Genomic DNA, 21,469 nt, shown 5'->3' with positions numbered 1-21,469 from the left:
CATGCGTCAGATGCTGGAAGCCGGCGTCCACTTCGGCCACCAGACCCGCTACTGGAACCCCAAGATGGCTCCGTACATCTTCGGCGCCCGCGGCAAGATCCACATCATCAACCTGGAAAAGACCGTCCCGCTGTTCAACGATGCGATGAACTTCATCTCGTCGGTTGCCCAGAAGCGCGGCACCGTCCTGTTCCTGGGCACCAAGCGCAGCGCCCGCGAAACCATCCGCGAAGAAGCCGAGCGTTGCGGCATGCCGTTCATGAACCAGCGCTGGCTGGGCGGCACCCTGACCAACTTCCGTACCGTCAAGCAGTCGGTTGCCCGCCTGAAGGAACTGGAAGCCGGTGAAACCGACGGCACCTTCGAGAAGCTGGTCAAGCACGAAGTGCTGGGCCTGCGTCGCGAGCGCGACAAGCTGGAAGCCTCGCTGGGCGGCATCAAGGACATGAACCGTCTGCCGGACGCCATCTTCGTGATCGACATCGGCCACGAAGACATCGCGATCAAGGAAGCCAAGAAGCTGGGCATCCCGGTCATCGCCGTGGTCGACACCAACTACAACCCGGAACTGGTCGACTACGCGATCCCGGGCAACGACGACGCCATCCGCGCTGTGCAGCTGTACGCCCGCGCCGCTGCCGACGCCGTGCTGGAAGGCAAGGCTGCTGCTCCGCACGCTGCTTCGGTGCGTGAAGAAGAGTTCGCCGACGCCGCTGCTGCTGAAGGCGAAGACAAGGCCGCCCGCCGCGCTCCGGCGAAGAAGGCTGCCAAGAAGGGCGACGACGCCCAGGCCTGATCCAGGCCCCGGGGTGGACGCCCGGCGTCCACCCTCCCTGCGCGCAGCCCTTGGCGCGTGACAGGACCGTGTCACACGGGCCGGCCACCATGCCGGCCCAACCCCTTTCTTTCGTGAGGAAATCCCGTGGAAATCACTGCTTCCCTGGTCAAGGAACTGCGCGAGCGCACCGGCGCCGGCATGATGGAATGCAAGAAGGCGCTGACCGAAGCCGGCGGCGACATCAACGCCGCTGCTGAAGCCCTGCGCAAGTCGGGCGCCGCCAAGGCCGACAAGAAGGCTGACCGCGTGGCCGCCGAAGGTCGTCTGGGCCTGGCCCAGGACGGCGGCAAGGCCGTGCTGGTCGAGATCAACTCGGAAACCGACTTCGTTGCCAACGACGTCAACTTCAAGACCTTCGTCGACGCCGTCGCCGCTGCCGCCCTGGCATCGGGCGCTGCTGACGCCGAAGCCCTGAAGACCGCCAAGCTGGCCTCCGGCGAAACCGTCGAAGAAGCCCGCGCCACCGCGATCCAGAAGCTGGGTGAAAACATCCAGATCCGTCGCCTGGTCAAGGTCGACACCACCGGCAACGTCGGTGCCTACGTGCACACCAACGGCAAGGTCGGCGTGCTGGTTGACCTGATCGGCGGCGACGTCGAGCTGGCTCGCGGCCTGGCCATGCACGTGGCTGCGCTGAAGCCGCCGCACAACAAGGCCGCCGATGTGCCGGCCGAGTTCGTGGAAAAGGAAAAGGAAATCGAACTGGCCAAGATGTCCGAGAAGGACAAGTCCAAGCCGGCCGACATCCTGGAAAAGATCATCAGCGGCAAGATCAACAAGATCGTCAGCGAAGTGACCCTGTACGGCCAGACCTACGTGCTGGGCGACACCACCGTCGAGCAGGTGGTCAAGGCCGCCGGCGCCGACGTGGCTGGCTTCCAGCTGCTGATCGTGGGCGAAGGCATCGAAAAGGTGGTTGAAGACTACGCCGCCGAAGTCGCCAAGGCGATGCAGGTCTGATTCCAGCCCACCGGCTGCGAAACGACCAGAAGGAGCCGCGGGAAACCGCGGCTCTTTTTTTTTGCCTGCAGGCCTGCGGGTGTGCACACCCGCCCCCGGCAAAACCAGACTTTGCGTTATCGGCGATTCAAGCCGATACTCGGCACAGGGGAATACGCAATCACATAACAGGAACAGAAGTCGCAGACTGTGATGCATTCCTAGGTATTCTTGTCCTAATGGAATTGAACGATCCGACATGCCTCCTGAGCTGACTGCTGCCCTGGCGCTGTGCCGCAACCTGCCCTCGCCTCCCGGTATTGCCCTGCGCATCATCGAACTGGCCCAGGACCCGGAAGCGGACATCGCCACCGCCGCCGACATCATCGCCATCGACATGGCGCTGAGCGCTCGCATGCTGCGCATCGCCAACTCGCCGCTGTATGCCAGCCGGCGCCGCATCGAGAACCTTGGCCAGGCCCTGACCATGCTCGGGCTCAATGCCACGATCAGCCTGGCGCTGGGCTTCACCGTCACCCAGGGCCTGACCGGCGGCAGTGGCGCCGACCACGACCTGCGCCAGCGCGCCTGGAAACGCAGCATCCTCAGTGCCCTGGCCGCCAGCCAGCTGGGCCATGCCCGCGGCCTGCGCCGCTTGGAAGAACTGATGCTGGCCGGCCTGCTGCAGGACATGGGCGTGCTGTGCCTGGCCCAGGCCGAATCGGAACGCTACCTGCCGCTGCTGCGCGAAGCCGGTGACAACCTGGACCTGCTGGCCCGCGAGCGCGAGGAACTGGGCTGCACCCACGCCGACGTAGGCGCCTGGGTGGCCGAACAGTGGGGGCTGCCGCGCTACCTCGTGGACGGCATCCGCCTGAGCGAATCCGAACCCAGCAGCGACAACCCGTTCCAGGCCTGCGTGCAGCTGTCCGGCGCCGTGGCCGACATCTGGCTGGACGAGGATGCCGACAGCGCCCGCGAACGCGCCCTGCAGCAGGTGCACGACCGCCTGCAGATGGACAGCGCCCGCTTCGACCAGGTCCTGGCCCGCATCAGTGACGCCCTGCCTGACATCGCCAGCCTGTTCGAGACCGGCCTCAGCTCGCCCTCTCGGGTGCGCGAACTGATCGACCACGCGCAGGAGCTGACTACCCTGCGCAACCTGCGCGAGATGCAGGATGCCGAGCAGGCGCGCCGCCGCGCCGACGAATTCGAAGCACGCGCCAAGCGCCTGGCCGACCAGGCCCACCGCGATGCGCTGACCGGCGTGCTCAACCGCCGCCAGCTGGAAACGGTGCTGGAGCAGGAGTTCCTGCGCGCCGGCCGGCAGGGCTGGCCACTGTCGGTGGCCTTCATCGATCTGGACGACTTCAAGAAGATCAACGACGCCCATGGCCACCTGACCGGCGACGAAGTGCTGCGCGCGTTTGCCGGCAAGCTGCAGGGCCAGCTGCGCAACAGCGATACCGTGGCCCGCTTCGGTGGCGAGGAATTCGTGGCGCTGCTGCCCAATACCAGCGAAGCGGTCGCCCTGGACGTGATCCGCCGGGTACTGGCCAACATCGTCTCCACGCCGATGGTCGAGCTGGAGAGCGGGCCGCTGTTTGTGACCTTCTCCGCCGGCGTGGCCACCCAGGGCGGCTACGAGCGCTTTGCCGGCGTGCAGGACCTGCTGCGTGCCGCCGATGACGTGCTGTACCGCTCCAAGAACCTGGGCCGCAACCGCGTCATCGCGCGCTCCCCCGGCGAACTGGGGCATGATGAGCTGTCCGCCACCGCCGGCGCGGAACTGGGCTGAAGCGGCCGCCCCGGCTGAACGGGGCGGTGCGGTCTTCTGCGCCGCAGTGCACAAAATGCTTTGGCCGCGCGCCGCATGCGCGTAGAATCCCCCGCGATTTCCACGCTCACGAGGTCCCCATGTCCAAGCTCGCCTATCGCCGCATCCTTCTGAAACTGTCCGGGGAGGCGCTGATGGGAGATGAGGACTATGGCATCGACCCGAAGATCATCAACCGCCTGGCCCGTGAAGTGATCGAGGCCCAGCAGGCGGGCGCCGAAGTGGCGCTGGTGATCGGCGGCGGCAACATCTTCCGCGGCGCCGGCCTGGCGGCGGGCGGCATGGACCGCGTCACCGGCGACCAGATGGGCATGCTGGCCACGGTCATCAACGCCCTGGCCATGCAGGACGCGCTGGAGAAGCTCGGCGCCAAGGCCCGGGTGATGAGCGCCATCAAGATCAACGACGTGTGCGAGGACTACATCCGTCGCCGCGCCATCCGCCATCTGGAAAAGGGCCGCCTGGTGATCTTCGCCGCCGGCGTCGGCAGCCCGTTCTTCACCACCGATTCGGGCGCTGCCCTGCGCGCGATCGAAATCGGCGCGGACCTGCTGCTGAAGGCCACCAAGGTCGATGGCGTGTACGACAAGGACCCGAACAAGCACAGCGATGCGGTCCGCTTCGACAGCCTGAGCTACGACGAAGTGATCCGTCGCGGCCTGGAAGTGATGGACACGGCGGCCTTCGCCCTGGCCCGTGACAGCGACCTGCCGATGCGTGTGTTCGACATGGGCCAGCCGGGCGAGCTGCTGAAGATCCTCGGCGGCGCCAACATCGGCACCCTGGTCCAGGGCCGCGACCCGGCCTGAGCCTGAGCGCCAGGCGTGCTCCGGGCCGATTCAGGCCCGGCAGCGTCCCGTATTCGCCTATAATCGCCCGATTCCAGTTACATCCAGGACCCGGGCGATGCTCAACGACATCAAGAACAACGCGCAGACGCGCATGGCCAAGAGCATCGACGCTCTGAAGCACACCCTCACCTCGATCCGCACCGGGCGTGCCACTCCCGCCCTGCTGGACCGCGTCACGGTCAATGCCTACGGCAACGCCAGCACCCCGCTGAACCAGGTCGCGTCGATCTCCAACGCCGATGCCCACTCGCTGCTGGTCACGCCCTTCGACAAGAGCATGATCAAGGAAATCGAGAAGGGCCTGTACAACCACGAGTTCACTCCGAACACGCTGGGCGCCGCGATCCGCATCAACATGCCGCCGCCGACCGAAGAGCGCCGCAAGGAGCTGGTCAAGCAGGTGCAGAAGGAAGGCGAAGGCGCCAAGATCGCCGTGCGCAACATCCGCCAGGATGCCAACAAGGAAATCGCCAAGCTGGTCAAGGACAAGGCCATCAGCGAAGACGAGAAGAAGCGCGGCGAAGACGATATCCAGAAGCTGACCGATGGCAGCATCAAGGACGTCGACAAGGTCGTCGCCGAGAAGGAAAAGGAACTGTTGTCGGTCTGAAGTCGATGCCTTCAGTCCCGCCTCCGTTGCCGGCCGCCCTGCCCCGCCACGTCGCCATCATCATGGATGGCAACGGGCGCTGGGCACAGCAGCGCCGCCGCCCGCGCGTGATCGGCCACCGTGCCGGCGCGCGCGCGGTCAACCGCACCATCGACCGTTGCCTTGAACTGGGCATTCCGGCGTTGACCCTGTTTGCGTTTTCCAGCGAGAACTGGGGCCGTCCGCAGGAAGAAGTCGATGCCTTGATGAAGCTGTTCCTGGGTGCCCTCGACCGTGAAGTGGACGAGCTGCACCGCCGCGGCGTACGCGTGCGCTTCATCGGCGAGCGCGAGCGCTTCGGCGCCGGGCTGGTCAGCCGCATGCAGCTGGCCGAACAGCGCACCGCCGACAACACCACCCTGACCCTGTCGATCGCCGCCAGCTACGGTGGACGCCAGGACATCGCCCGCGCCGCCCGTGTGCTGGCTGCGGAAGTGGCCGCCGGCCGCCTGCTGCCCGAGCAGATCGACGAATCGCTGCTGGGCCGCCAGGTGGCCCTGGCCGACCTGCCGCCGCCGGACCTGTTCATCCGCACCGGTGGCGATACCCGTATCAGCAACTTCCTGCTGTGGCAGCTGGCATATACCGAACTGTGGTTCACCGAGGCACTGTGGCCGGACTTCGATTCCGGGCAGCTGCAGCAGGCGCTGGACGCCTACGCCAGTCGTGAACGCCGCTTCGGCCTGACCAGCGCCCAGATCGCCGCCCTGGCCACCGAGACGCCCAGCCCATGACCAAAACCCGAGTCCTCGCCGCGCTGATCATGGCGCCGGTGGCCATTGCCGCGATCCTGCTGCTGCCCACCCAGTGGCTGGCTGCGGCTGCCGCCGCCGTGTTCCTGATCGGCCTGTGGGAATGGCTGAAACTGGCCGGCATCGAAGACACCCTGGCCCGTACCGTGCTGCTGGTGCTGAACCTGCTGCTGATGGTGCTGATGGTGTGGGCCGACGGCAGTTCGCTGGTGCTCTTCCAGATCGCCACGCTGGTGGGTGTGGCCTGGTGGCTGGCGGCACTGGTCTGGCTGCGCTTCTTCACCTTCGGCGCGCAGCCGGGCAGTCCCGCCCGCATCCTCAAGCTGTTGGCCGGCACCCTGGCCATCGTCCCCGCCTGGGCCTCGCTGGTGCTCATCCACGCCGGCGGAGATCCGCCGGGCGAACAGGGCCATCTGTGGCTGCTGGCCGCGCTGGCGCTGGTGTGGGCTGCCGATTCGGGCGCCTATTTCGCCGGCCGCCACTTCGGCAGGCACAAGCTGGCCCCGCGCATCAGCCCCAACAAGACCTGGGAAGGCCTGTTCGGCGGCCTGCTGGCCGGCGTCGCCGTGGCCGTCGGCCTGGGCTGGCTGGCCGGCTTGGACGTTGCGCACCTGCCGGGTCTGCTGGTCACCTCGGTGGTGGCCGTGTTCGCGTCGGTGCTGGGCGACCTGTACGAGAGCCTGATCAAGCGCCACGCCGGCGCCAAGGACTCCGGTCACCTCATTCCTGGCCACGGCGGCGTGCTGGACCGCGTCGACGGTGTGCTGGCTGCCCTGCCGGTGTTCGCGCTGGGCAAGGAAATCTTCGGATTCTGACCATGGACGCTGTTGCAGACCTGCGCCGGGTCGCCGTATTCGGCGCCACCGGCTCGATTGGCGCCTCCACGCTGGACGTGATCGCACGCCACCCGCAGCGCTACCAGGCCACTGTGCTGGCCGCCGGCCGCCAGGTGCAGGCCCTGCTGGCGCTGTGCCGCCAGCATCGCCCCGCCCATGCCGTCATCGCCGATGACAGCCTGTACGCCGAACTGCGCGACGGCCTGCGCGACGCCGGCCTGGCCACCGAGGCCCATGCCGGTGCCGCCGCGCTGGACCAGCTGGCCGCCAGCGACGTCTGTGACACCGTGGTGGCGGCCATCGTCGGTGCCGCCGGCCTGTCCTCGACCTTGGCAGCGGCCGCCGCTGGCAAGCGCATCCTGCTGGCCAACAAGGAATCGCTGGTACTGGCTGGCGAGCTGCTGACCCGCACCGCCGAACGCGCCGGCGCCGAAATCATCCCCATCGACAGCGAACACAGCGCGATCTTCCAGTGCCTGCGCTCGCGCGATGCCAGCCTGGACGGGGCCGGCGTGCGCCGGATCCTGCTGACCGCCTCCGGTGGCCCGTTCCGTGGCCGCCGCCGGGCCGAACTGGAGCAGGTGACCCCGGCCCAGGCCGTTGCCCACCCGAAGTGGTCCATGGGACCGAAGATCTCGGTCGATTCGGCGACGTTGATGAACAAGGGCCTGGAAGTGATCGAAGCGCACCACCTGTTCAAGGTGCCCGGCGAGCGCATCGAGGTGCTGGTCCACCCGCAGAGCCTGGTCCATTCGCTGGTCGAGTTCGTTGACGGCTCGACCCTGGCCCAGCTGGGCCTGCCGGACATGCGCACCACCCTGGCCGTTGGCCTGGGCTGGCCGCGGCGCATCGAATCGGGCGTGTCCGGGCTGGACCTGCTGGCCCAGGGCCGGCTCGATTTTGAAGCCCCCGACACCGACGCATTCCCGTGCCTGGCACTGGCCTGGCAGGCCATGCAGGCCGGCGGCACCGCCCCGGCGGTGCTGAACGCGGCCAATGAAGAGGCCGTTTCAGCGTTTCTTCAGGGCCGAATCGGTTTCCTGAGCATTCCGGCGCTGGTTGCTAACGCTCTTTCAACACTGCCGACCGAAGCAGCCGATACACTGGACGGCCTGTTGTCCGCCGACCAGCGGGCCCGCCAACTGACCCTCACCGCCATCGACGCCGCCTGAACGCCACGCCCTTACCGCATGACGCCACCGCCTTCGCCCACCGCCGTGAGCCTGCATGACTGACTTCATCGGATCGGTCTGGTGGATGATCGTCAGCCTCGGGCTGCTGGTCACCTTCCACGAGTTCGGGCATTACTGGGTCGGGCGCCTGTGTGGGGTCAAGGTGCTGCGCTTCTCGGTCGGCTTCGGCCGTACCCTGTGGTCGCGCCGCGACAGGCACGGCACCGAGTTCGCCATCGCCGCCCTGCCGCTGGGCGGCTATGTGAAGTTCCTCGACGAGCGCGAGGTCGAGGTGCACCCGCATGAGCGCGGGCAGGCCTTCAATCACAAGACAGTCTGGCAGCGCATTGCGATCGTCGCCGCCGGCCCGGTCGCCAACCTCCTGTTGTGCATCCTGCTGCTGTGGGCGATGTTCGTGATCGGCAAGCAGGACTATTCGGCCACCATCGGCCGTACCACCGGCATCGCCGCCAGCGCCGGCCTGGCCGGGGGCGACCGCATGCTGCGCGTGGACGACCGCGAGGTGGTCACCCTGGGCGATGCCAGCATGGCCCTGACCGCTGCAGCGATGGATCGGCGCGACGTCACCCTTGAAGTGCTGGACGGCAGCGACCAGGTGCACACGCGCACCCTGCCCCTGTCGCAGCTGCCGGCCGGTTTCGATGAACGCCGCGTGCCGAGCCTGGCCGGCCTGCAGTGGCAGGCGTGGCTGCAGCCGGCACAGGTGGACAGCCTGACCGCCGATTCGGCCGTGGCCGGCCTGCTGCAGCCCGGCGACCTGATCGTCGCCATCGACGGCCAGCGCATCGACGGTGCCGACCAGGTCGGAGCACAGATCCAGGACCTGGGCCGCCGCGGCGGGCCGGGCATGATCGAAGTGATGCGCGGCGGCGAGCGCCTGGCGCTGGAAGTAACCCCGCGCCAGGGCAAGGATGGCCAGGGCAAGCCGGTCTGGCAGATCGGTATCGGCTTCTCCGGCACCTACAGCCCCGCCTACGACACCCTGATGCGCTACGGCCCGCTGGACGCGGTCACCGTGGCCGTGCGCGAAACCGGCCGCCTGGCCGCCGATTCGCTGGGCATGATGGCCCGCATCGTCACCGGCAAGGCCTCGCTGCAGAACGTCTCCGGCCCGGTCACCATTGCCCGCGTGGCCAATGTTTCGGCCAAGCGCGGCCTCGACTGGTTCCTGCAGTTCCTGGCCCTGCTCTCGCTGAGCCTGTGCATCATCAACCTGCTGCCCATTCCCATCTTGGACGGCGGGCACCTGCTGTATTACCTTATCGAGTTGGTCAAGGGCAGCCCGCTGAGCGAGCGTGCCATCGCCGCAGGTCAGTACATCGGCCTGGCGTTGCTGGCCGGGTTGATGGGTCTGGCGTTCTACAACGACATCCTCGGCCTGGCCACGCGATGAACTTTTCCACGCATTTGGCGTCTACAGCGCCGGCATCCCGTACCACTGAAATCGACCTTCCTACCGGACGTGACATGACGCGACTCCCCAATCGCCGCCTGCTGGCCCTCGCCCTCGCCGCCGTCACCGGCGCTCCCGCCCTGGCCCAGGCAGCCGAGCCCTTCACTGTCAGCGACATCCGCGTCGACGGCCTGCAGCGCATCAGCTCCGGTACGGTGTTCACCTACCTGCCGGTGGAACGTGGCGAGACGGTCACCGACAGCAAGGTCGGCGAGACCATCCGCGCGCTCTACAAGACCGGCTTCTTCGAAGACGTGCAGCTGGACCGCCAGGGCAGCATCCTGGTGGTCACCGTCAAGGAACGCCCGGCGATCAACAAGCTGACCGTCACCGGCAACAAGGACATCAAGTCCGACCAGCTGCTCAAGGGCCTGTCCGACATCGGCCTGACCGAGGGCGGCACGTTCGACCGGCTGAGCCTGGACCGCGTGACCCAGGAACTGCGCCGCCAGTACAACGACCGCGGCAAGTACAACGTGGAAATCACCCCCACGGTGAGCCCGCTGGACCGTAACCGCGTGGACATCGCCATCGCCATCAAGGAAGGCAAGGCGGCCAAGATCCGTCACGTCAACCTGGTCGGCACCGAGAAGTACGACAGCGCGGACATCCTGGAAACCTGGGAATCGAAGGAGCACAACTGGGCGTCGTGGTACCGCCGCGATGACCAGTACTCCAAGGAAAAGCTGTCCGGCGATCTGGAAAAGCTCAATTCCTGGTACCTGAACCGCGGCTACGTCGACTTCAGCATCGACTCCACCCAGGTCTCGATCAGCCCGGACAAGCGCGACATGTTCGTGACGGCCGGCGTGACCGAGGGCAACCAGTACAAGATCTCCGAGATCAAGGTCAGCGGCGACACCATCCTTCCGCAGGAAGATGTCGAGCGCATGGTCGTGCAGAAGGCCGGCGACACCTTCTCGCGTGGCCTGCTGGAGTTCAGCTCCGACGCGATCACCAATTCGCTGTCCAACATCGGCTACGCCTTCGCCAAGGTGAACCCGATCCCGACCACCAACCGTGCCGAGCAGACCGTCGCGGTGAACATGCAGGTCGTCCCCGGCCCGCGCGTATCGGTGCGCCGGATCATCTTCAAGGGCAACACGCGCACCTCCGACGAAGTGATGCGTCGCGAAATGCGCCAGTTCGAGAACAGCTGGTACTCGCAGGCCGCCATCGATCGTTCCAAGGTGCGCCTGCAGCGCCTGGGCTACTTCGAGTCGGTGGACGTTGAAACCCCGCCGGTCAGCGGCAGCAACGACCAGGTCGACGTGGTCTACAACGTCAAGGAAACCACGTCGGGCAGCTTCGTGTTCGGCCTGGGCTACTCGCAGTCCTACGGCATGACCACCTCGGTGCAGCTGTCGCAGAACAACTTCCTCGGCGGCGGCAACCGCGTGTCGGTCGAAGCCTCGCGCAGCAGCTACCTGCAGCGCTACGGCTTCAGCTACACCAACCCGTACTTCACCGATGACGGCGTCTCGCTGGGCTACAACCTGTCCTGGCGTGAACTGGATTACTCCGACTTCAACACCGCGCAGTACAACAGCACCAATGGTTCGGCGCAGGTGGTATTCGGCGTGCCGCTGACCGAGACCGACAGCGTCTCGCTGATGTTCGGCATCGACAGCAACCAGATCACGACGTATTCGGGCTCGACCCCGCAGGCGATCATCGATTACATCAATGCCATCGGCACGCGCACCTTCCACGCCTGGCGCACCGAGCTGGGCTGGGCACGGGATTCGCGCAACGACTACTTCATGCCGACCAACGGTACCTACCAGCGCATCGGCCTGGAGACCACCCTGCCCGGTTCGACCGTCGAGTACTACAAGCTGAACTACCAGATCAGCAAGTACTGGCCGATCATGCCTTCGCTGGTGATCAACACCCGCGCGGAAATCGGCTACGGCGACAGCTATGGCAAGGATTACACCCGCGACCTCTGCTACACCGCGCCGACCACCGACAACCCGAACCCGACCCAGACCGTCGACTGCAACCCGAGCTCCTCGGATTACGTGAAGACGGTGACCGCCACGGGCCTGCCGTTCTACGAGAACTTCTATGCCGGTGGTACCAATTCGGTGCGTGGCTTCGAGGACAACACCCTGGGTCCGCGCTCGGAAGCTGTTGGTGGCTACTCCAACGGCCAGCCGCTGGGTGGTTCAGTAAAGACCGTCGGTTCGGTGGAAGCCTACTTCCCGCGCCTGTTCGACAGCCCGTCGGCCCGCGTGTCGGCCTTCGTCGACTTCGGCAACGTGTACAACGGCACCAAGAACTTCAAGGCCAACGAACTGCGTGTGTCCACCGGTGTGGCCCTGCTGTGGCGCGCCCCGGTCGGCCCGATCTCGATCAGCTATGCGTTCCCGCTGAAGAAGGAAGACGGCGACGAAATCGAGCGTCTGCAGTTCACGTTCGGCGGGCAGTTCTGACGAACCGCGTGGCGGTTCACCAGAACTGCCCCCGCATTCCACCTATCCCCCGCGCCGCTGGCGCGCCCCCCTTAACAAAGGGGGGCTCTCCACCAGACGGGTTACGAAGCGCCGGGCATTGCCCGGCGTTTTCGTTTTCGTTACCGCGTTCACATGCGGTGAGCCGAGCATGGCTCCGCTCCATGGCTTCTAATGCTGGCCGCCCGCAGGGATATGTTCAGAGGCGGCGGGGCGCCCTGGGCAGGACCGTTGGCGCCATGGATGGCGCCATCGAGCACCATGGAGGGGATTTTGCGTGTCCTGACCAGGGCGCCCCGCCGCCTCTGCCCGTTAGCAGATAGACGCCGTGGAACCGCGCCGCATGACCGGATTGGCTCCACACGTTAAACTCCCGCCGTGAATACTCCTACCTACACCGCCCAGCAACTCGCCGATCAGTTCGGCCTGCAGGTCCATGGCGACCCCACCACCGCCATCGGTGGCGTGGCGACCCTCGCCCATGCCGGTGCCGGCCAGCTGACCTTCCTTGCCAACCCGCGCTACCGCGCCCAGCTGGCCGACAGCCAGGCCGGGATCGTGGTACTGCGTGCCGAAGACGCCGAAGCCGCGCCCGGCACCGCCCTGGTCGCCAAGGATCCCTACACCACCTTTGCCAAGATCGGCGCACTGTTCGACATCGCCCCGACCCGCCCGCCGGGCATCCACCCCAGCGCGGTCATCGACCCGCAGGCCCAGGTGGCCGCCAGCGCCCACATCGGCCCGTTCGTCACCATCGGTGCGCGCAGCGTGGTCGGTGAGAACTGCATCATCGGCGCCGGCAGCATCATCGGCGAGGACTGCACCCTGGACAGCGGCTGTGAACTGATCGCCCGGGTGACCCTGGTCACCCGCGTGAAGCTTGGCAAGCGCGTACGCGTGCACCCCGGTGCCGTGCTCGGCGCCGATGGCTTCGGTCTGGCAATGGACGCCGGCAAGTGGATCAAGGTGCCGCAGCTCGGTGGCGTACGCATCGGCGATGACTGCGAGATCGGCGCCAACACCTGCGTTGACCGCGGCGCGCTGGAAGACACCGTGCTGGCCGAAGACGTGCGCCTGGACAACCTGGTGCAGATCGCCCACAACGTACAGATCGGCGCCCACTCGGCCATCGCCGGCTGCACCGGCATCGCCGGCAGCGCCAAGATCGGCCGCTACTGCCTGCTGGGCGGCCACGTCGGCGTGGTCGGCCACCTCGAAATCTGCGACAAGGTCGTGATCACCGGCAAATCGGTGGTCCGCAATTCCATCCATGAGCCGGGCGAGTATTCGTCCGGCACCCCGTTGACCGACAACCGCACGTGGCGCAAGAACGCCGCGCGCTTCAAGCAGCTGGACGCATTGGCTCGCCGCGTCCTCGCCGCTGGCAAGGAGAAAGAATGAACGACACGCTGCAGCTTCCGATCGACGTCTGCCAGATCCAGGAACTGCTCCCGCACCGTTACCCGTTCCTGCTGGTGGACCGGGTGCTTGAACTCGACATCGAGGCCAAGCGCATCCTGGCGCAGAAGAACGTCAGCATCAACGAGCCCTTCTTCCAGGGCCATTTCCCCGGCCGGCCGATCATGCCGGGCGTGCTGATCATCGAAGCCCTGGCCCAGGCCGGTGGCGTGATGACCCAGCTCACCCTGGGCCGTGATTCGCAGTCCAAGCTGTTCTACATGGTCAAGGTGGAAAACGCCCGCTTCAACAAGCAGGTGGTGCCCGGCGATGTGTTGATGCTGGACGTGCAGATGAAGCGGCTGATCCGCAACATGGGCTGGTACTACGGCGAAGCCAAGGTCAACGGTGAAGTCGTTGCCTCGGCCGAAGTCATGTGTGCCGGCGCCAAGGGCTGATCCACTGGAGGCAGCAATGACTGGCAACGCTCCCCTGATCCATCCCAGCGCGGTGATCGATCCGTCGGCACGACTGGCCGACGACGTCCGCGTGGGCGCGTTCACGATCATCGGTCCGGACGTCGAGATCGGCGCCGGCACCGAGGTCGGTCCGCACTGCAGCATCCACGGCCCGACCCGGATCGGCCGCGACAACCGTTTCATCGGCCATGTCGCCGTCGGCGGCGAGCCGCAGGACAAGAAGTTCGCCGGTGAACGTACCGAGCTGGTGATTGGCGACCGCAACGTGTTCCGCGAATTCGTCACCCTCAACCGTGGCACCGGCGGCGGCGGTGGCATCACCACCATCGGCAACGACAACTGGATGCTGGCGTACACGCACGTGGCCCACGACTGCCACGTGGGCAACTTCTGCGTCTTCTCCAACAACACCACGCTGGCCGGGCATGTCACCGTCGGCGACTACGTGATCATCAGCGGCTTCGCCGGTGCCCACCAGTTCTGCCGCATCGGTGCCCACGCGTTCCTTGGCATGGGCGCGCTGACCAATGGCGACGTTCCGCCGTTCACCATGGTCGGCACCGATTCGCTGGGCCGCCCGCGCGGCATCAACAGCGAAGGCCTCAAGCGCCGTGGCTTCGATGCCGAGCGCATCACCGCCATCAAGCGTGCCTACCGCACCCTGTACGTGGCCGGCCTGCCGCTGGCCGAAGCCAAGCAGCAGCTGGCCGAGCAGGCGCAGGCCAGCGATGACGTCCGCGCCATGCTCGACTTCATCGAGCATACCGAGAGGCACCTGCTGCGATGAGCAGCACGACCGGCCAGGCGCCGGCCGGCGCCGCCGTCATCCCGCTGGCCTCGATGGCCGGCAGCGTGCCGGCGCAGCGGGTGCTCAGCGAGCGCCCGCTGCGGATCGCGCTGGTGGCCGGCGAAGCCTCCGGCGACCTGCTCGGTGCAGGCCTGGTACGTGAACTGAAGGCCCGCTTCCCGCATGCCGAGTTCGCCGGCATCGGCGGCGATGCCATGCGCACGGCGGGCTGCCAGACCTGGCACGATGCCAGCGAGCTGGCGGTGATGGGGCTGACCGAAGTCCTGCGCCATCTGCCGCGCCTGCTGAAGCTGCGTTCGGCGTTCCGCGAGCGTGCGCTGGCCTGGCAGCCGGACGTGTTCATCGGCATCGACGCCCCGGATTTCAACCTGGGCATCGAGCGCTGGCTGAAGCAGCGCGGCATTCCCACCGTGCATTACGTCAGCCCCTCGGTGTGGGCCTGGCGCGAGAAGCGCGCCGAGAAGATCGGCAGCAGTGCCGACCTGGTGCTGTGCCTGTTCCCGATGGAACCGCCCATCTATGCCAAACACGGCATTGATGCGCGGTTTGTCGGCCACCCGATGGCCGATGACATTCCGCTGCACGGTGACCGCGACGCAGCCCGCGCCGCGCTCGGCCTGCCGGCTTCTGCCAAGGTGCTGGCGGTGCTGCCCGGCAGCCGCCTGGGCGAGATCTCGCGCCTGGGCGAACCGTTCTTCGAGGCCGCCTGGCAGGTCTCCGAGCGCATCCCCGGCCTGCACGTGGTGGTACCGGCAGCCAATGCCGCCTGCCGCCGCCTGATCGAGGAACAGCTGTCACGCTCGGCACTGCCGGTGGCGTACTCGCATGTCCTCGACGGCCAGGCCCGCACCGCGATGATCGCCGCCGACGTGGTGGTGCTGGCCTCCGGCACGGCCACCCTGGAAGCCATGCTGGTGAAGCGGCCGATGGTGGTCGGTTACCGGGTCAACGAACTGACCTACCGGCTGGTCAAGGCGCTGGGGTTGATCAAGGTCGATCGTTTCGCCCTGCCCAACATCCTCGCCGCGCAGGATCTGGCACCGGAGCTGATGCAGCACGACTGCACGCCGGACAAGCTGGCGGCGGCCATCCAGCAGTGGTTCGACCACCCGCAGCGCAGCGCCGACCTGCAGGGCACCTACGAGCGCCTGCACGAACGCCTGCGCCGCAATGCCTCGGCCCGTGCTGCCGACGCGGTGGGCGAGCTGCTGGTGCGCAACCAGGACGCCGCATGAGCCGCCGCGCCGCCGCTGCGGCCAGCCTGGCCCTGTTCGACGGTGCGGCCGTGGTCGAGCCCGAGCGCCTGGTGGCGGGCGTGGACGAAGCCGGACGCGGCCCGCTGGCCGGGCCAGTGGCCGTGGCCGCCGTGGTGTTCGACCCGGCGCGGCCACGCATCAACGGCCTGGACGATTCCAAGCAGTTGACTGCGGCGCGCCGCGAGCAGCTGCACGACCGCATCATCGAACGGGCGCTGGCCTGGAAGGTGGTGCTGGTGGACGTGAACGCCATTGATCGCCTGAACATCTACCAGGCCACCCTGCAGGGCATGCGCGATGTAGTGGCTGCGGTGTCCCACGTGGCCGGCTTCGCCCGCATCGATGGCAACGTCGTGCCCAAGGGCCTGGTGCTGCCGGCACAGGCGCTGGTCGGCGGTGATGGCATCGACCGCGCGATCATGGCCGCCTCGATCCTGGCCAAGGTCTCGCGCGACCGTTACATGCAGGACCTGCACGCGCGGCACCCGCAGTATGGTTTCGACCAGCACAAGGGCTACGGCACCCCGGCCCACCTGGCCGCACTGCGCGCGCACGGCCCCTGCGACGAGCACCGCCGCAGCTTCGCCCCGGTTCGCGAATGCCTGGAAGTGCCGCAGGTTGTGGCGGCCGACATCGCGATCGCCTGAACAACGGCCGCCGGGCATGGCCCGGCGCTACGATGAACGCGTGAACGCACCGGCGGCAATCGCGCAATCCCGTACCGTCAAGCCTTGTCGCCACCCCCTGCCCTCGCTACCCTGACCGGGCACTCCAGCGCTTCCCGACCCCGGCGACGATTCCCCCGTCAGCACCCGGGGCCAGCGCGCTCCAAACTGGTCCCGCATGTCCAACGCCCGCTTCGTACATCTCCACGTCCACACCGAGTTCTCGCTGGCGGACTCGACCATCCGCGTGCCGGCCAAACCGGACCAGGCGGACCCGAAGAAGGCCAAGCAGGCCAACCTGCTGTCGCGCTCGGTCGAACTCGGCCTGCCTGCGCTGGCGGTGACCGACCTCAACAATCTGTTCGCCCTGGTCAAGTTCTACAAGGCCGCCGAAGGCGTGGGCATCAAGCCCATTGCCGGCGCCGACGTGATGATCGCCGAGGAAGGCCAGGACCCGTGGCGGATGACCCTGCTGTGCCGCGACCGCGAGGGCTACCTGAGCCTGTCGCGGCTGCTGACCCGCGCCTGGATGGAAGGCCACCGCCCGGAAGGCGGCGTGGCCATCCACCCGGACTGGCTGAAGGCGGGCAACGCCAACCTGTTCGCCCTCGCCGGCCGTGACAGCCTGGCCGGCCGCCTGGCGCTGGACGGCAAGCACGACCTGGCCGAGCAGCAGCTGGCCGACTGGCAGCGCGCGTTCGGCGATGGCCTGCATCTGGAACTGACCCGTACCGGCCGCGAAGGCGAGGAAACCTTCAACCGCTTCGCCCTGATGGCCGCCGGCCAGCGCGGCCTGCCGGTGGTGGCCAGCAACGATGTGCGCTTCCTGGCGCCGACCGATTTCAGCGCGCACGAAGCGCGCGTGTGCATTTCCACCGGCCGCGTGCTGGACGACCCAAAGCGCCCGCGCGAGTACAGCGACCAGCAGTACCTGAAATCGGCCGAGGAGATGTGCGCGCTGTTCGCCGACATCCCCGATGCGATCGACAACACGCTGGCGCTGGCCGAGCGCTGCAACATCGAGATGCGGCTGGGCACCTACTTCCTGCCCAACTACCCGGTGCCCGACGACGAGACCCTGGACACCTGGATCCAGAAGATGTCGCGCGACGGCCTGGAAGAGCGCCTGGAGAAGAATCCGCTGGCGCCGGGCAAGACCCGCGAAGAGTATTTCGAGCGCCTGGAGTTCGAGCTCAACACCATCATCAAGATGGGCTTCCCGGGTTACTTCCTGATCGTTGCCGACTTCATCCAGTGGGGCAAGAACCAAGGCATCCCGATCGGCCCGGGCCGCGGTTCGGGTGCCGGTTCGCTGGTGGCGTGGGCGCTGAAGATCACCGATCTGGACCCGCTGCCGTACAACCTGCTGTTCGAGCGCTTCCTCAACCCGGAACGCGTGTCGATGCCCGACTTCGACATCGACTTCTGCATGGACCGCCGCGACGAGGTGATCGACTACGTGGCGCGCAAGTACGGCCGCGAACGCGTCAGCCAGATCATCACCTACGGCACCATGGCGGCCAAGGCGGTGGTGCGCGACTCCGGTCGCGTGCTGGGTTTCCCGTACGGTCTGGTGGACGGCGTTTCCAAGCTGATCCCCAACATCCTGGGCATTCACCTGAAGGATGCGCTGGGCAAGGGCAAGGAAGGCCCCGGCTCGGAAATGGCCTCGGCCGAACTGATCCAACGCTACGAGACCGAGGACGATGTCCGCGACCTGATCGACCTGGCGCTGCAGCTGGAAGACCTGACCCGCAACGCCGGCAAGCACGCCGGTGGCGTGGTGATCGGGCCCGAGCCGCTGAGCGAGTTCTGCCCGCTGTACGCCGAACACGATGAAAACGGCCTGGGCAAGAACCCGGTCACCCAGTTCGACAAGAACGACGTGGAAGAAGTCGGACTGGTGAAGTTCGACTTCCTCGGCCTGCGCACGCTCACGATCATCGACTGGGCGGTGAAGGCCATCAACAAGCGCCACGAGCGCGCCGGCATTCCGCCGGTGGATATCGCTGCCATTCCGCTGGACGATGCGCCCACCTACAAGGACATCTTCGCCAACGGCAATACCGGTGCGGTGTTCCAGTTTGAATCCTCGGGCATGCGCCGCCTGCTGAAGGACGCGCGGCCCGACCGCTTCGAAGATCTCATCGCGCTGGTGTCGCTGTACCGCCCCGGCCCGATGGACCTGATTCCCTCCTTCAACGCGCGTAAGCACGGCCAGGAAGAAATCATCTACCCCGATCCGCGCACCGAAGCGATCCTGAAAGACACCTACGGCATCATGGTGTACCAGGAGCAGGTGATGCAGATGGCGCAGATCGTCGGCGGCTACTCGCTGGGTGGCGCCGACCTGCTGCGCCGTGCGATGGGCAAGAAGGTGCCGGCCGAAATGGCCAAGCACCGCGAGATCTTCCGCGAGGGCGCGGCCAAGGACGGCGTCGACGAAGCCAAGGCCGATGCGATCTTCGACCTGATGGAGAAGTTCGCCGGCTACGGCTTCAACAAGTCGCACGCCGCTGCCTATGCGCTGGTCAGCTACCAGACCGCCTGGCTCAAGCGCCATTATCCGGCGGAGTTCATGGCGGCCACGCTGTCTTCGGACCTGGACAACACCGAGAAGGTGGTCGGCTTCCTGGACGAGGTGCGCAACCTCGGCCTGACCGTGCTGCCGCCGAAGGTGAACCACTCTGCCTTCATGTTCGAAGCGGTCACCCCGGACACCATCCAGTACGGCCTGGGCGCGATCAAGGGCGTCGGCCAGGGTGCCTGCGAAGCGGTGGTGGACGAGCGCCTGAAGGGCGGCGACTACAAGGACCTGCTCGACTTCTGCACCCGCGTCGGTTCGGCCAAGCTCAACCGGCGCACACTGGAAGCGATGATCAACTGCGGTGCGCTGGACGAACTGGGCCACAACCGCGCCTCGCTGATGCTGCAGCTGCCGGAAGTAATCAAGGCCACCGACCAGATGGCGCGCGAGCGTGCCTCCGGTCAGAACTCGCTGTTCGGCGGCCCCGACCCCAGCGCGGTGACCATCCAGCTGGACCTTGCCGAGGCCGAGGAATGGCCGCTGCTGCAGCGCTTGAACGGCGAGCGCGACACGCTGGGGTTCTATCTCAGCGGCCATCCGTTCGACCCGTGGCGTGACGACGTGCGCGATCTGGTCGGCAACGATCTGGGCTCGGTGGAAAAGATCTGGAGTTCCAGCAGCAGCGGCGGTGGCGGTGGCGGTGGCGGCGGCGAAAAGCGCTGGCGCCCGGAAGTACCGACCGTGCTGGCCGGCCAGGTAGTCGGCGTGCGCCGCAAGGGCGAAAGCCAGATCTTCATCCAGCTCGAAGACGGCCGCGGCCGCGTCGAGTGCAGCGCGTTCTCCGATGCCATGGCCGAGTTCGGCCACCTGATGACCAAGGACCGCATCCTGGTGGTCAAGGGCGGCCTGCGTGAGGACGAGTTCAACGGTGGCTATGCGCTGCGCATCCGCCAGTGCTGGGACTTCGACGAGGTCTGCGCCAACTACGCCACGCGCCTGTCGCTGCGCCTGGACCTGCGCCAGCAGCGCCCGGTCTGGGAGCGCGTGAACGCCGTGCTCGACCGCCATCGCCCCGGCCGCACGCCACTGCGCCTGGACCTGTTGCTGAAGGGCCCGCAGGGCGGCGTGGCGGGCATGCTTGATGTGTCCGGGCAGAGCGCGGTACGCATCGACTCCAAGCTGATGGAGGCGCTGCGCGCCGACCCCGCCGTGCGCACGCTGAAGGTGCGCTACAGCCCGCCGTGGGCCAACTGACCCCAGCGGCCCACACCCGGTCTGGCTGGCGCCCCCTGCCCGGCTGGGGTACCGTCGCCTTCCAGACGAAGGCGTACGGGCCCTTGCTGCGCATTCGGCTAGAATTCCCCTCTTCTTTACACGACGGCTTCCGATGAATCCGAACTACCTCGACTTCGAGCAACCCATCGCCGACCTGGAAGCCAAGATCCAGGAGCTGCGCAACGCCAGTGCCGGACCGGCGGTCAATGTCGAGGCCGAGGTTCACGCCCTGCAGGACAAGCTGCGCCTGCGCACCGCGCAGATCTTCCGCAACCTGACCTCGTGGCAGGTGCTGCAGCTGGCCCGCCACCCGTCGCGCCCGTACACCGCCGATTACCTGCGCATCATCTTCGATGAGTTCCAGGAACTGGCCGGTGACCGCGCCTTCGCCGACGACAAGGCCATCATGGGTGGCCTGGCCCGCATCAACGGCCGTTCGGTGATGGTGATCGGCCACCAGAAGGGCCGCGACACCAAGGAAAAGATCAAGCGCAACTTCGGCATGCCCAAGCCGGAGGGCTACCGCAAGGCCCTGCGCCTGATGAAGATGGCAGAGCGTTTCGGCCTGCCGGTGCTGACCCTGATCGACACCGCCGGCGCCTGGCCGGGCATCGACGCCGAATCGCGCGGGCAGTCCGAAGCGATCGCCCGCAACCTGATGGAGATGGCCGAGCTGAAGGTGCCGATCATCTGCACCGTCATCGGTGAAGGCGGTTCCGGCGGCGCGCTGGCGCTGGGCGTGGGCGACCGCACCGTGATGCTGGAATACGCGGTGTATTCGACCATCACCCCGGAAGGCTGCGCCTCGATCCTGTGGAAGGACGCCGGCAAGGCCAAGGACGCCGCCGAACAGCTGGGCCTGACCGCCCCGCGCCTGAAGAGCCTGGGCCTGGTCGACAAGGTCGTGCGCGAACCGACCGGTGGCGCCCACCGCAACCCGACCCAGATGGGCAAGCGCCTGAAGGCCGTGCTGCTGAACGAGCTGGAAGCGCTGGACAAGCTGTCCACCGAACAGCTGCTGGAACAGCGCTACACCCGCCTGCGCAGCTACGGCACCTACGAAGCCGCCTGAGCGGCCCGGTGCGACGCGGCCTGACGGGCCGCGTTGCCTGTCTGTGTAGAGTCGAGCTTGCTCGACTGATCCTCACAGCAGTCGAGCAAGCTTGTATGTTCCCCCCGGCTCCCACGAGGTATGTAGGAGCCAGGGTGGAGGGACCGTCAAGCAAGCATCTGCGGAGTCGAGCCGACAGACGAGTC

General features: G+C 66.9%; 17 protein-coding genes. All 17 read left to right on the top strand.

All coding sequences use genetic code 11. The annotated features are described in order from the left end of the window. The first annotated feature begins 1 nt into the window (after nucleotide 1). A complete protein-coding gene (rpsB, locus tag VER16_RS06220; RefSeq protein ID WP_324806350.1) occupies nucleotides 2-796 on the top strand; it encodes a 30S ribosomal protein S2 in 795 nt (264 codons plus the stop codon). Between the two features lie 126 nt (nucleotides 797-922). Continuing rightward, complete coding sequence (gene tsf / locus VER16_RS06215; RefSeq protein ID WP_324806348.1) at nucleotides 923-1,798, top strand: translation elongation factor Ts; 876 nt, start codon at nucleotides 923-925, stop codon at nucleotides 1,796-1,798. Nucleotides 1,799-2,036: 238 nt separating this feature from the next. Continuing rightward, on the top strand, nucleotides 2,037-3,575 hold the full coding sequence (locus VER16_RS06210) for a GGDEF domain-containing protein (RefSeq protein ID WP_324806346.1): 1,539 nt from the start codon (nucleotides 2,037-2,039) through the stop codon (nucleotides 3,573-3,575). Between the two features lie 119 nt (nucleotides 3,576-3,694). Then, nucleotides 3,695-4,423, top strand: coding sequence for a UMP kinase (gene pyrH / locus VER16_RS06205; RefSeq protein WP_079221256.1), 729 nt, complete (start codon nucleotides 3,695-3,697; stop codon nucleotides 4,421-4,423). Nucleotides 4,424-4,520: 97 nt separating this feature from the next. Next, on the top strand, nucleotides 4,521-5,075 hold the full coding sequence (frr, locus tag VER16_RS06200) for a ribosome recycling factor (RefSeq protein ID WP_008265041.1): 555 nt from the start codon (nucleotides 4,521-4,523) through the stop codon (nucleotides 5,073-5,075). Between the two features lie 5 nt (nucleotides 5,076-5,080). Continuing rightward, a complete protein-coding gene (gene uppS / locus VER16_RS06195) occupies nucleotides 5,081-5,848 on the top strand; it encodes a polyprenyl diphosphate synthase (protein WP_324806343.1) in 768 nt (255 codons plus the stop codon). Then, nucleotides 5,845-6,681, top strand: coding sequence for a phosphatidate cytidylyltransferase (locus VER16_RS06190; RefSeq protein ID WP_324806341.1), 837 nt, complete (start codon nucleotides 5,845-5,847; stop codon nucleotides 6,679-6,681). Before uppS ends, VER16_RS06190 begins: the two co-directional genes overlap by 4 nt. A gap of 2 nt (nucleotides 6,682-6,683) precedes the next feature. After that, nucleotides 6,684-7,874, top strand: a complete 1,191-nt coding sequence (locus tag VER16_RS06185) for a 1-deoxy-D-xylulose-5-phosphate reductoisomerase (RefSeq protein ID WP_324806339.1) — start codon at nucleotides 6,684-6,686, stop codon at nucleotides 7,872-7,874. Between the two features lie 55 nt (nucleotides 7,875-7,929). Beyond that, nucleotides 7,930-9,288, top strand: coding sequence for an RIP metalloprotease RseP (gene rseP, locus VER16_RS06180; protein ID WP_324806337.1), 1,359 nt, complete (start codon nucleotides 7,930-7,932; stop codon nucleotides 9,286-9,288). A gap of 74 nt (nucleotides 9,289-9,362) precedes the next feature. Continuing rightward, a complete protein-coding gene (gene bamA, locus VER16_RS06175) occupies nucleotides 9,363-11,786 on the top strand; it encodes an outer membrane protein assembly factor BamA (RefSeq protein ID WP_324806335.1) in 2,424 nt (807 codons plus the stop codon). A 396-nt stretch (nucleotides 11,787-12,182) separates the two neighbouring features. Beyond that, nucleotides 12,183-13,205 carry a UDP-3-O-(3-hydroxymyristoyl)glucosamine N-acyltransferase gene (gene lpxD / locus VER16_RS06170; protein ID WP_324806333.1) on the top strand — a complete coding sequence of 341 codons (1,023 nt, stop codon included), beginning with the start codon at nucleotides 12,183-12,185 and terminating at the stop codon, nucleotides 13,203-13,205. Beyond that, nucleotides 13,202-13,660, top strand: a complete 459-nt coding sequence (fabZ, locus tag VER16_RS06165; RefSeq protein WP_008265823.1) for a 3-hydroxyacyl-ACP dehydratase FabZ — start codon at nucleotides 13,202-13,204, stop codon at nucleotides 13,658-13,660. The genes lpxD and fabZ overlap by 4 nt, the downstream gene beginning before the upstream one ends. Before the next feature lie 16 nt (nucleotides 13,661-13,676). Continuing rightward, complete coding sequence (lpxA, locus tag VER16_RS06160) at nucleotides 13,677-14,468, top strand: acyl-ACP--UDP-N-acetylglucosamine O-acyltransferase (RefSeq protein WP_324806330.1); 792 nt, start codon at nucleotides 13,677-13,679, stop codon at nucleotides 14,466-14,468. A 53-nt stretch (nucleotides 14,469-14,521) separates the two neighbouring features. Further along, nucleotides 14,522-15,724, top strand: a complete 1,203-nt coding sequence (lpxB, locus tag VER16_RS06155) for a lipid-A-disaccharide synthase (protein WP_414716027.1) — start codon at nucleotides 14,522-14,524, stop codon at nucleotides 15,722-15,724. Continuing rightward, nucleotides 15,721-16,392: a ribonuclease HII gene (locus tag VER16_RS06150; RefSeq protein WP_324806329.1), complete on the top strand. Its 672-nt coding sequence runs from the start codon at nucleotides 15,721-15,723 to the stop codon at nucleotides 16,390-16,392. Before lpxB ends, VER16_RS06150 begins: the two co-directional genes overlap by 4 nt. Nucleotides 16,393-16,588: 196 nt before the next feature. Further along, a complete protein-coding gene (gene dnaE / locus VER16_RS06145) occupies nucleotides 16,589-20,191 on the top strand; it encodes a DNA polymerase III subunit alpha (protein WP_324806328.1) in 3,603 nt (1,200 codons plus the stop codon). 133 nt (nucleotides 20,192-20,324) lie between these two features. Continuing rightward, the gene (locus VER16_RS06140; protein ID WP_150454919.1) at nucleotides 20,325-21,284 is read left to right on the top strand and encodes an acetyl-CoA carboxylase carboxyltransferase subunit alpha; all 960 of its coding nucleotides are present in this window, start codon (nucleotides 20,325-20,327) and stop codon (nucleotides 21,282-21,284) included. Nucleotides 21,285-21,469: the final 185 nt, after the last annotated feature.

Origin of the sequence: Stenotrophomonas sp. (genome assembly GCF_035634915.1) — a bacterium.
Lineage (GTDB): Bacteria > Pseudomonadota > Gammaproteobacteria > Xanthomonadales > Xanthomonadaceae > Stenotrophomonas.
This window is presented reverse-complemented; position numbering and strand designations above follow the sequence as displayed.

What these genes read in the sequence shown, in the direction of transcription:
- rpsB (WP_324806350.1), top strand. Translation starts at nt 2, where the DNA reads ATGCGTCAGATGCTGGAAGCCGGCGTCCACTTCGGCCACCAGACCCGC.
- VER16_RS06210 (WP_324806346.1), top strand. Translation starts at nt 2,037, where the DNA reads ATGCCTCCTGAGCTGACTGCTGCCCTGGCGCTGTGCCGCAACCTGCCC.
- pyrH (WP_079221256.1), top strand. Translation starts at nt 3,695, where the DNA reads ATGTCCAAGCTCGCCTATCGCCGCATCCTTCTGAAACTGTCCGGGGAG.
- frr (WP_008265041.1), top strand. Translation starts at nt 4,521, where the DNA reads ATGCTCAACGACATCAAGAACAACGCGCAGACGCGCATGGCCAAGAGC.
- uppS (WP_324806343.1), top strand. Translation starts at nt 5,081, where the DNA reads ATGCCTTCAGTCCCGCCTCCGTTGCCGGCCGCCCTGCCCCGCCACGTC.
- VER16_RS06190 (WP_324806341.1), top strand. Translation starts at nt 5,845, where the DNA reads ATGACCAAAACCCGAGTCCTCGCCGCGCTGATCATGGCGCCGGTGGCC.
- VER16_RS06185 (WP_324806339.1), top strand. Translation starts at nt 6,684, where the DNA reads ATGGACGCTGTTGCAGACCTGCGCCGGGTCGCCGTATTCGGCGCCACC.
- rseP (WP_324806337.1), top strand. Translation starts at nt 7,930, where the DNA reads ATGACTGACTTCATCGGATCGGTCTGGTGGATGATCGTCAGCCTCGGG.
- bamA (WP_324806335.1), top strand. Translation starts at nt 9,363, where the DNA reads ATGACGCGACTCCCCAATCGCCGCCTGCTGGCCCTCGCCCTCGCCGCC.
- fabZ (WP_008265823.1), top strand. Translation starts at nt 13,202, where the DNA reads ATGAACGACACGCTGCAGCTTCCGATCGACGTCTGCCAGATCCAGGAA.
- lpxA (WP_324806330.1), top strand. Translation starts at nt 13,677, where the DNA reads ATGACTGGCAACGCTCCCCTGATCCATCCCAGCGCGGTGATCGATCCG.
- lpxB (WP_414716027.1), top strand. Translation starts at nt 14,522, where the DNA reads ATGGCCGGCAGCGTGCCGGCGCAGCGGGTGCTCAGCGAGCGCCCGCTG.
- VER16_RS06150 (WP_324806329.1), top strand. Translation starts at nt 15,721, where the DNA reads ATGAGCCGCCGCGCCGCCGCTGCGGCCAGCCTGGCCCTGTTCGACGGT.
- dnaE (WP_324806328.1), top strand. Translation starts at nt 16,589, where the DNA reads ATGTCCAACGCCCGCTTCGTACATCTCCACGTCCACACCGAGTTCTCG.
- VER16_RS06140 (WP_150454919.1), top strand. Translation starts at nt 20,325, where the DNA reads ATGAATCCGAACTACCTCGACTTCGAGCAACCCATCGCCGACCTGGAA.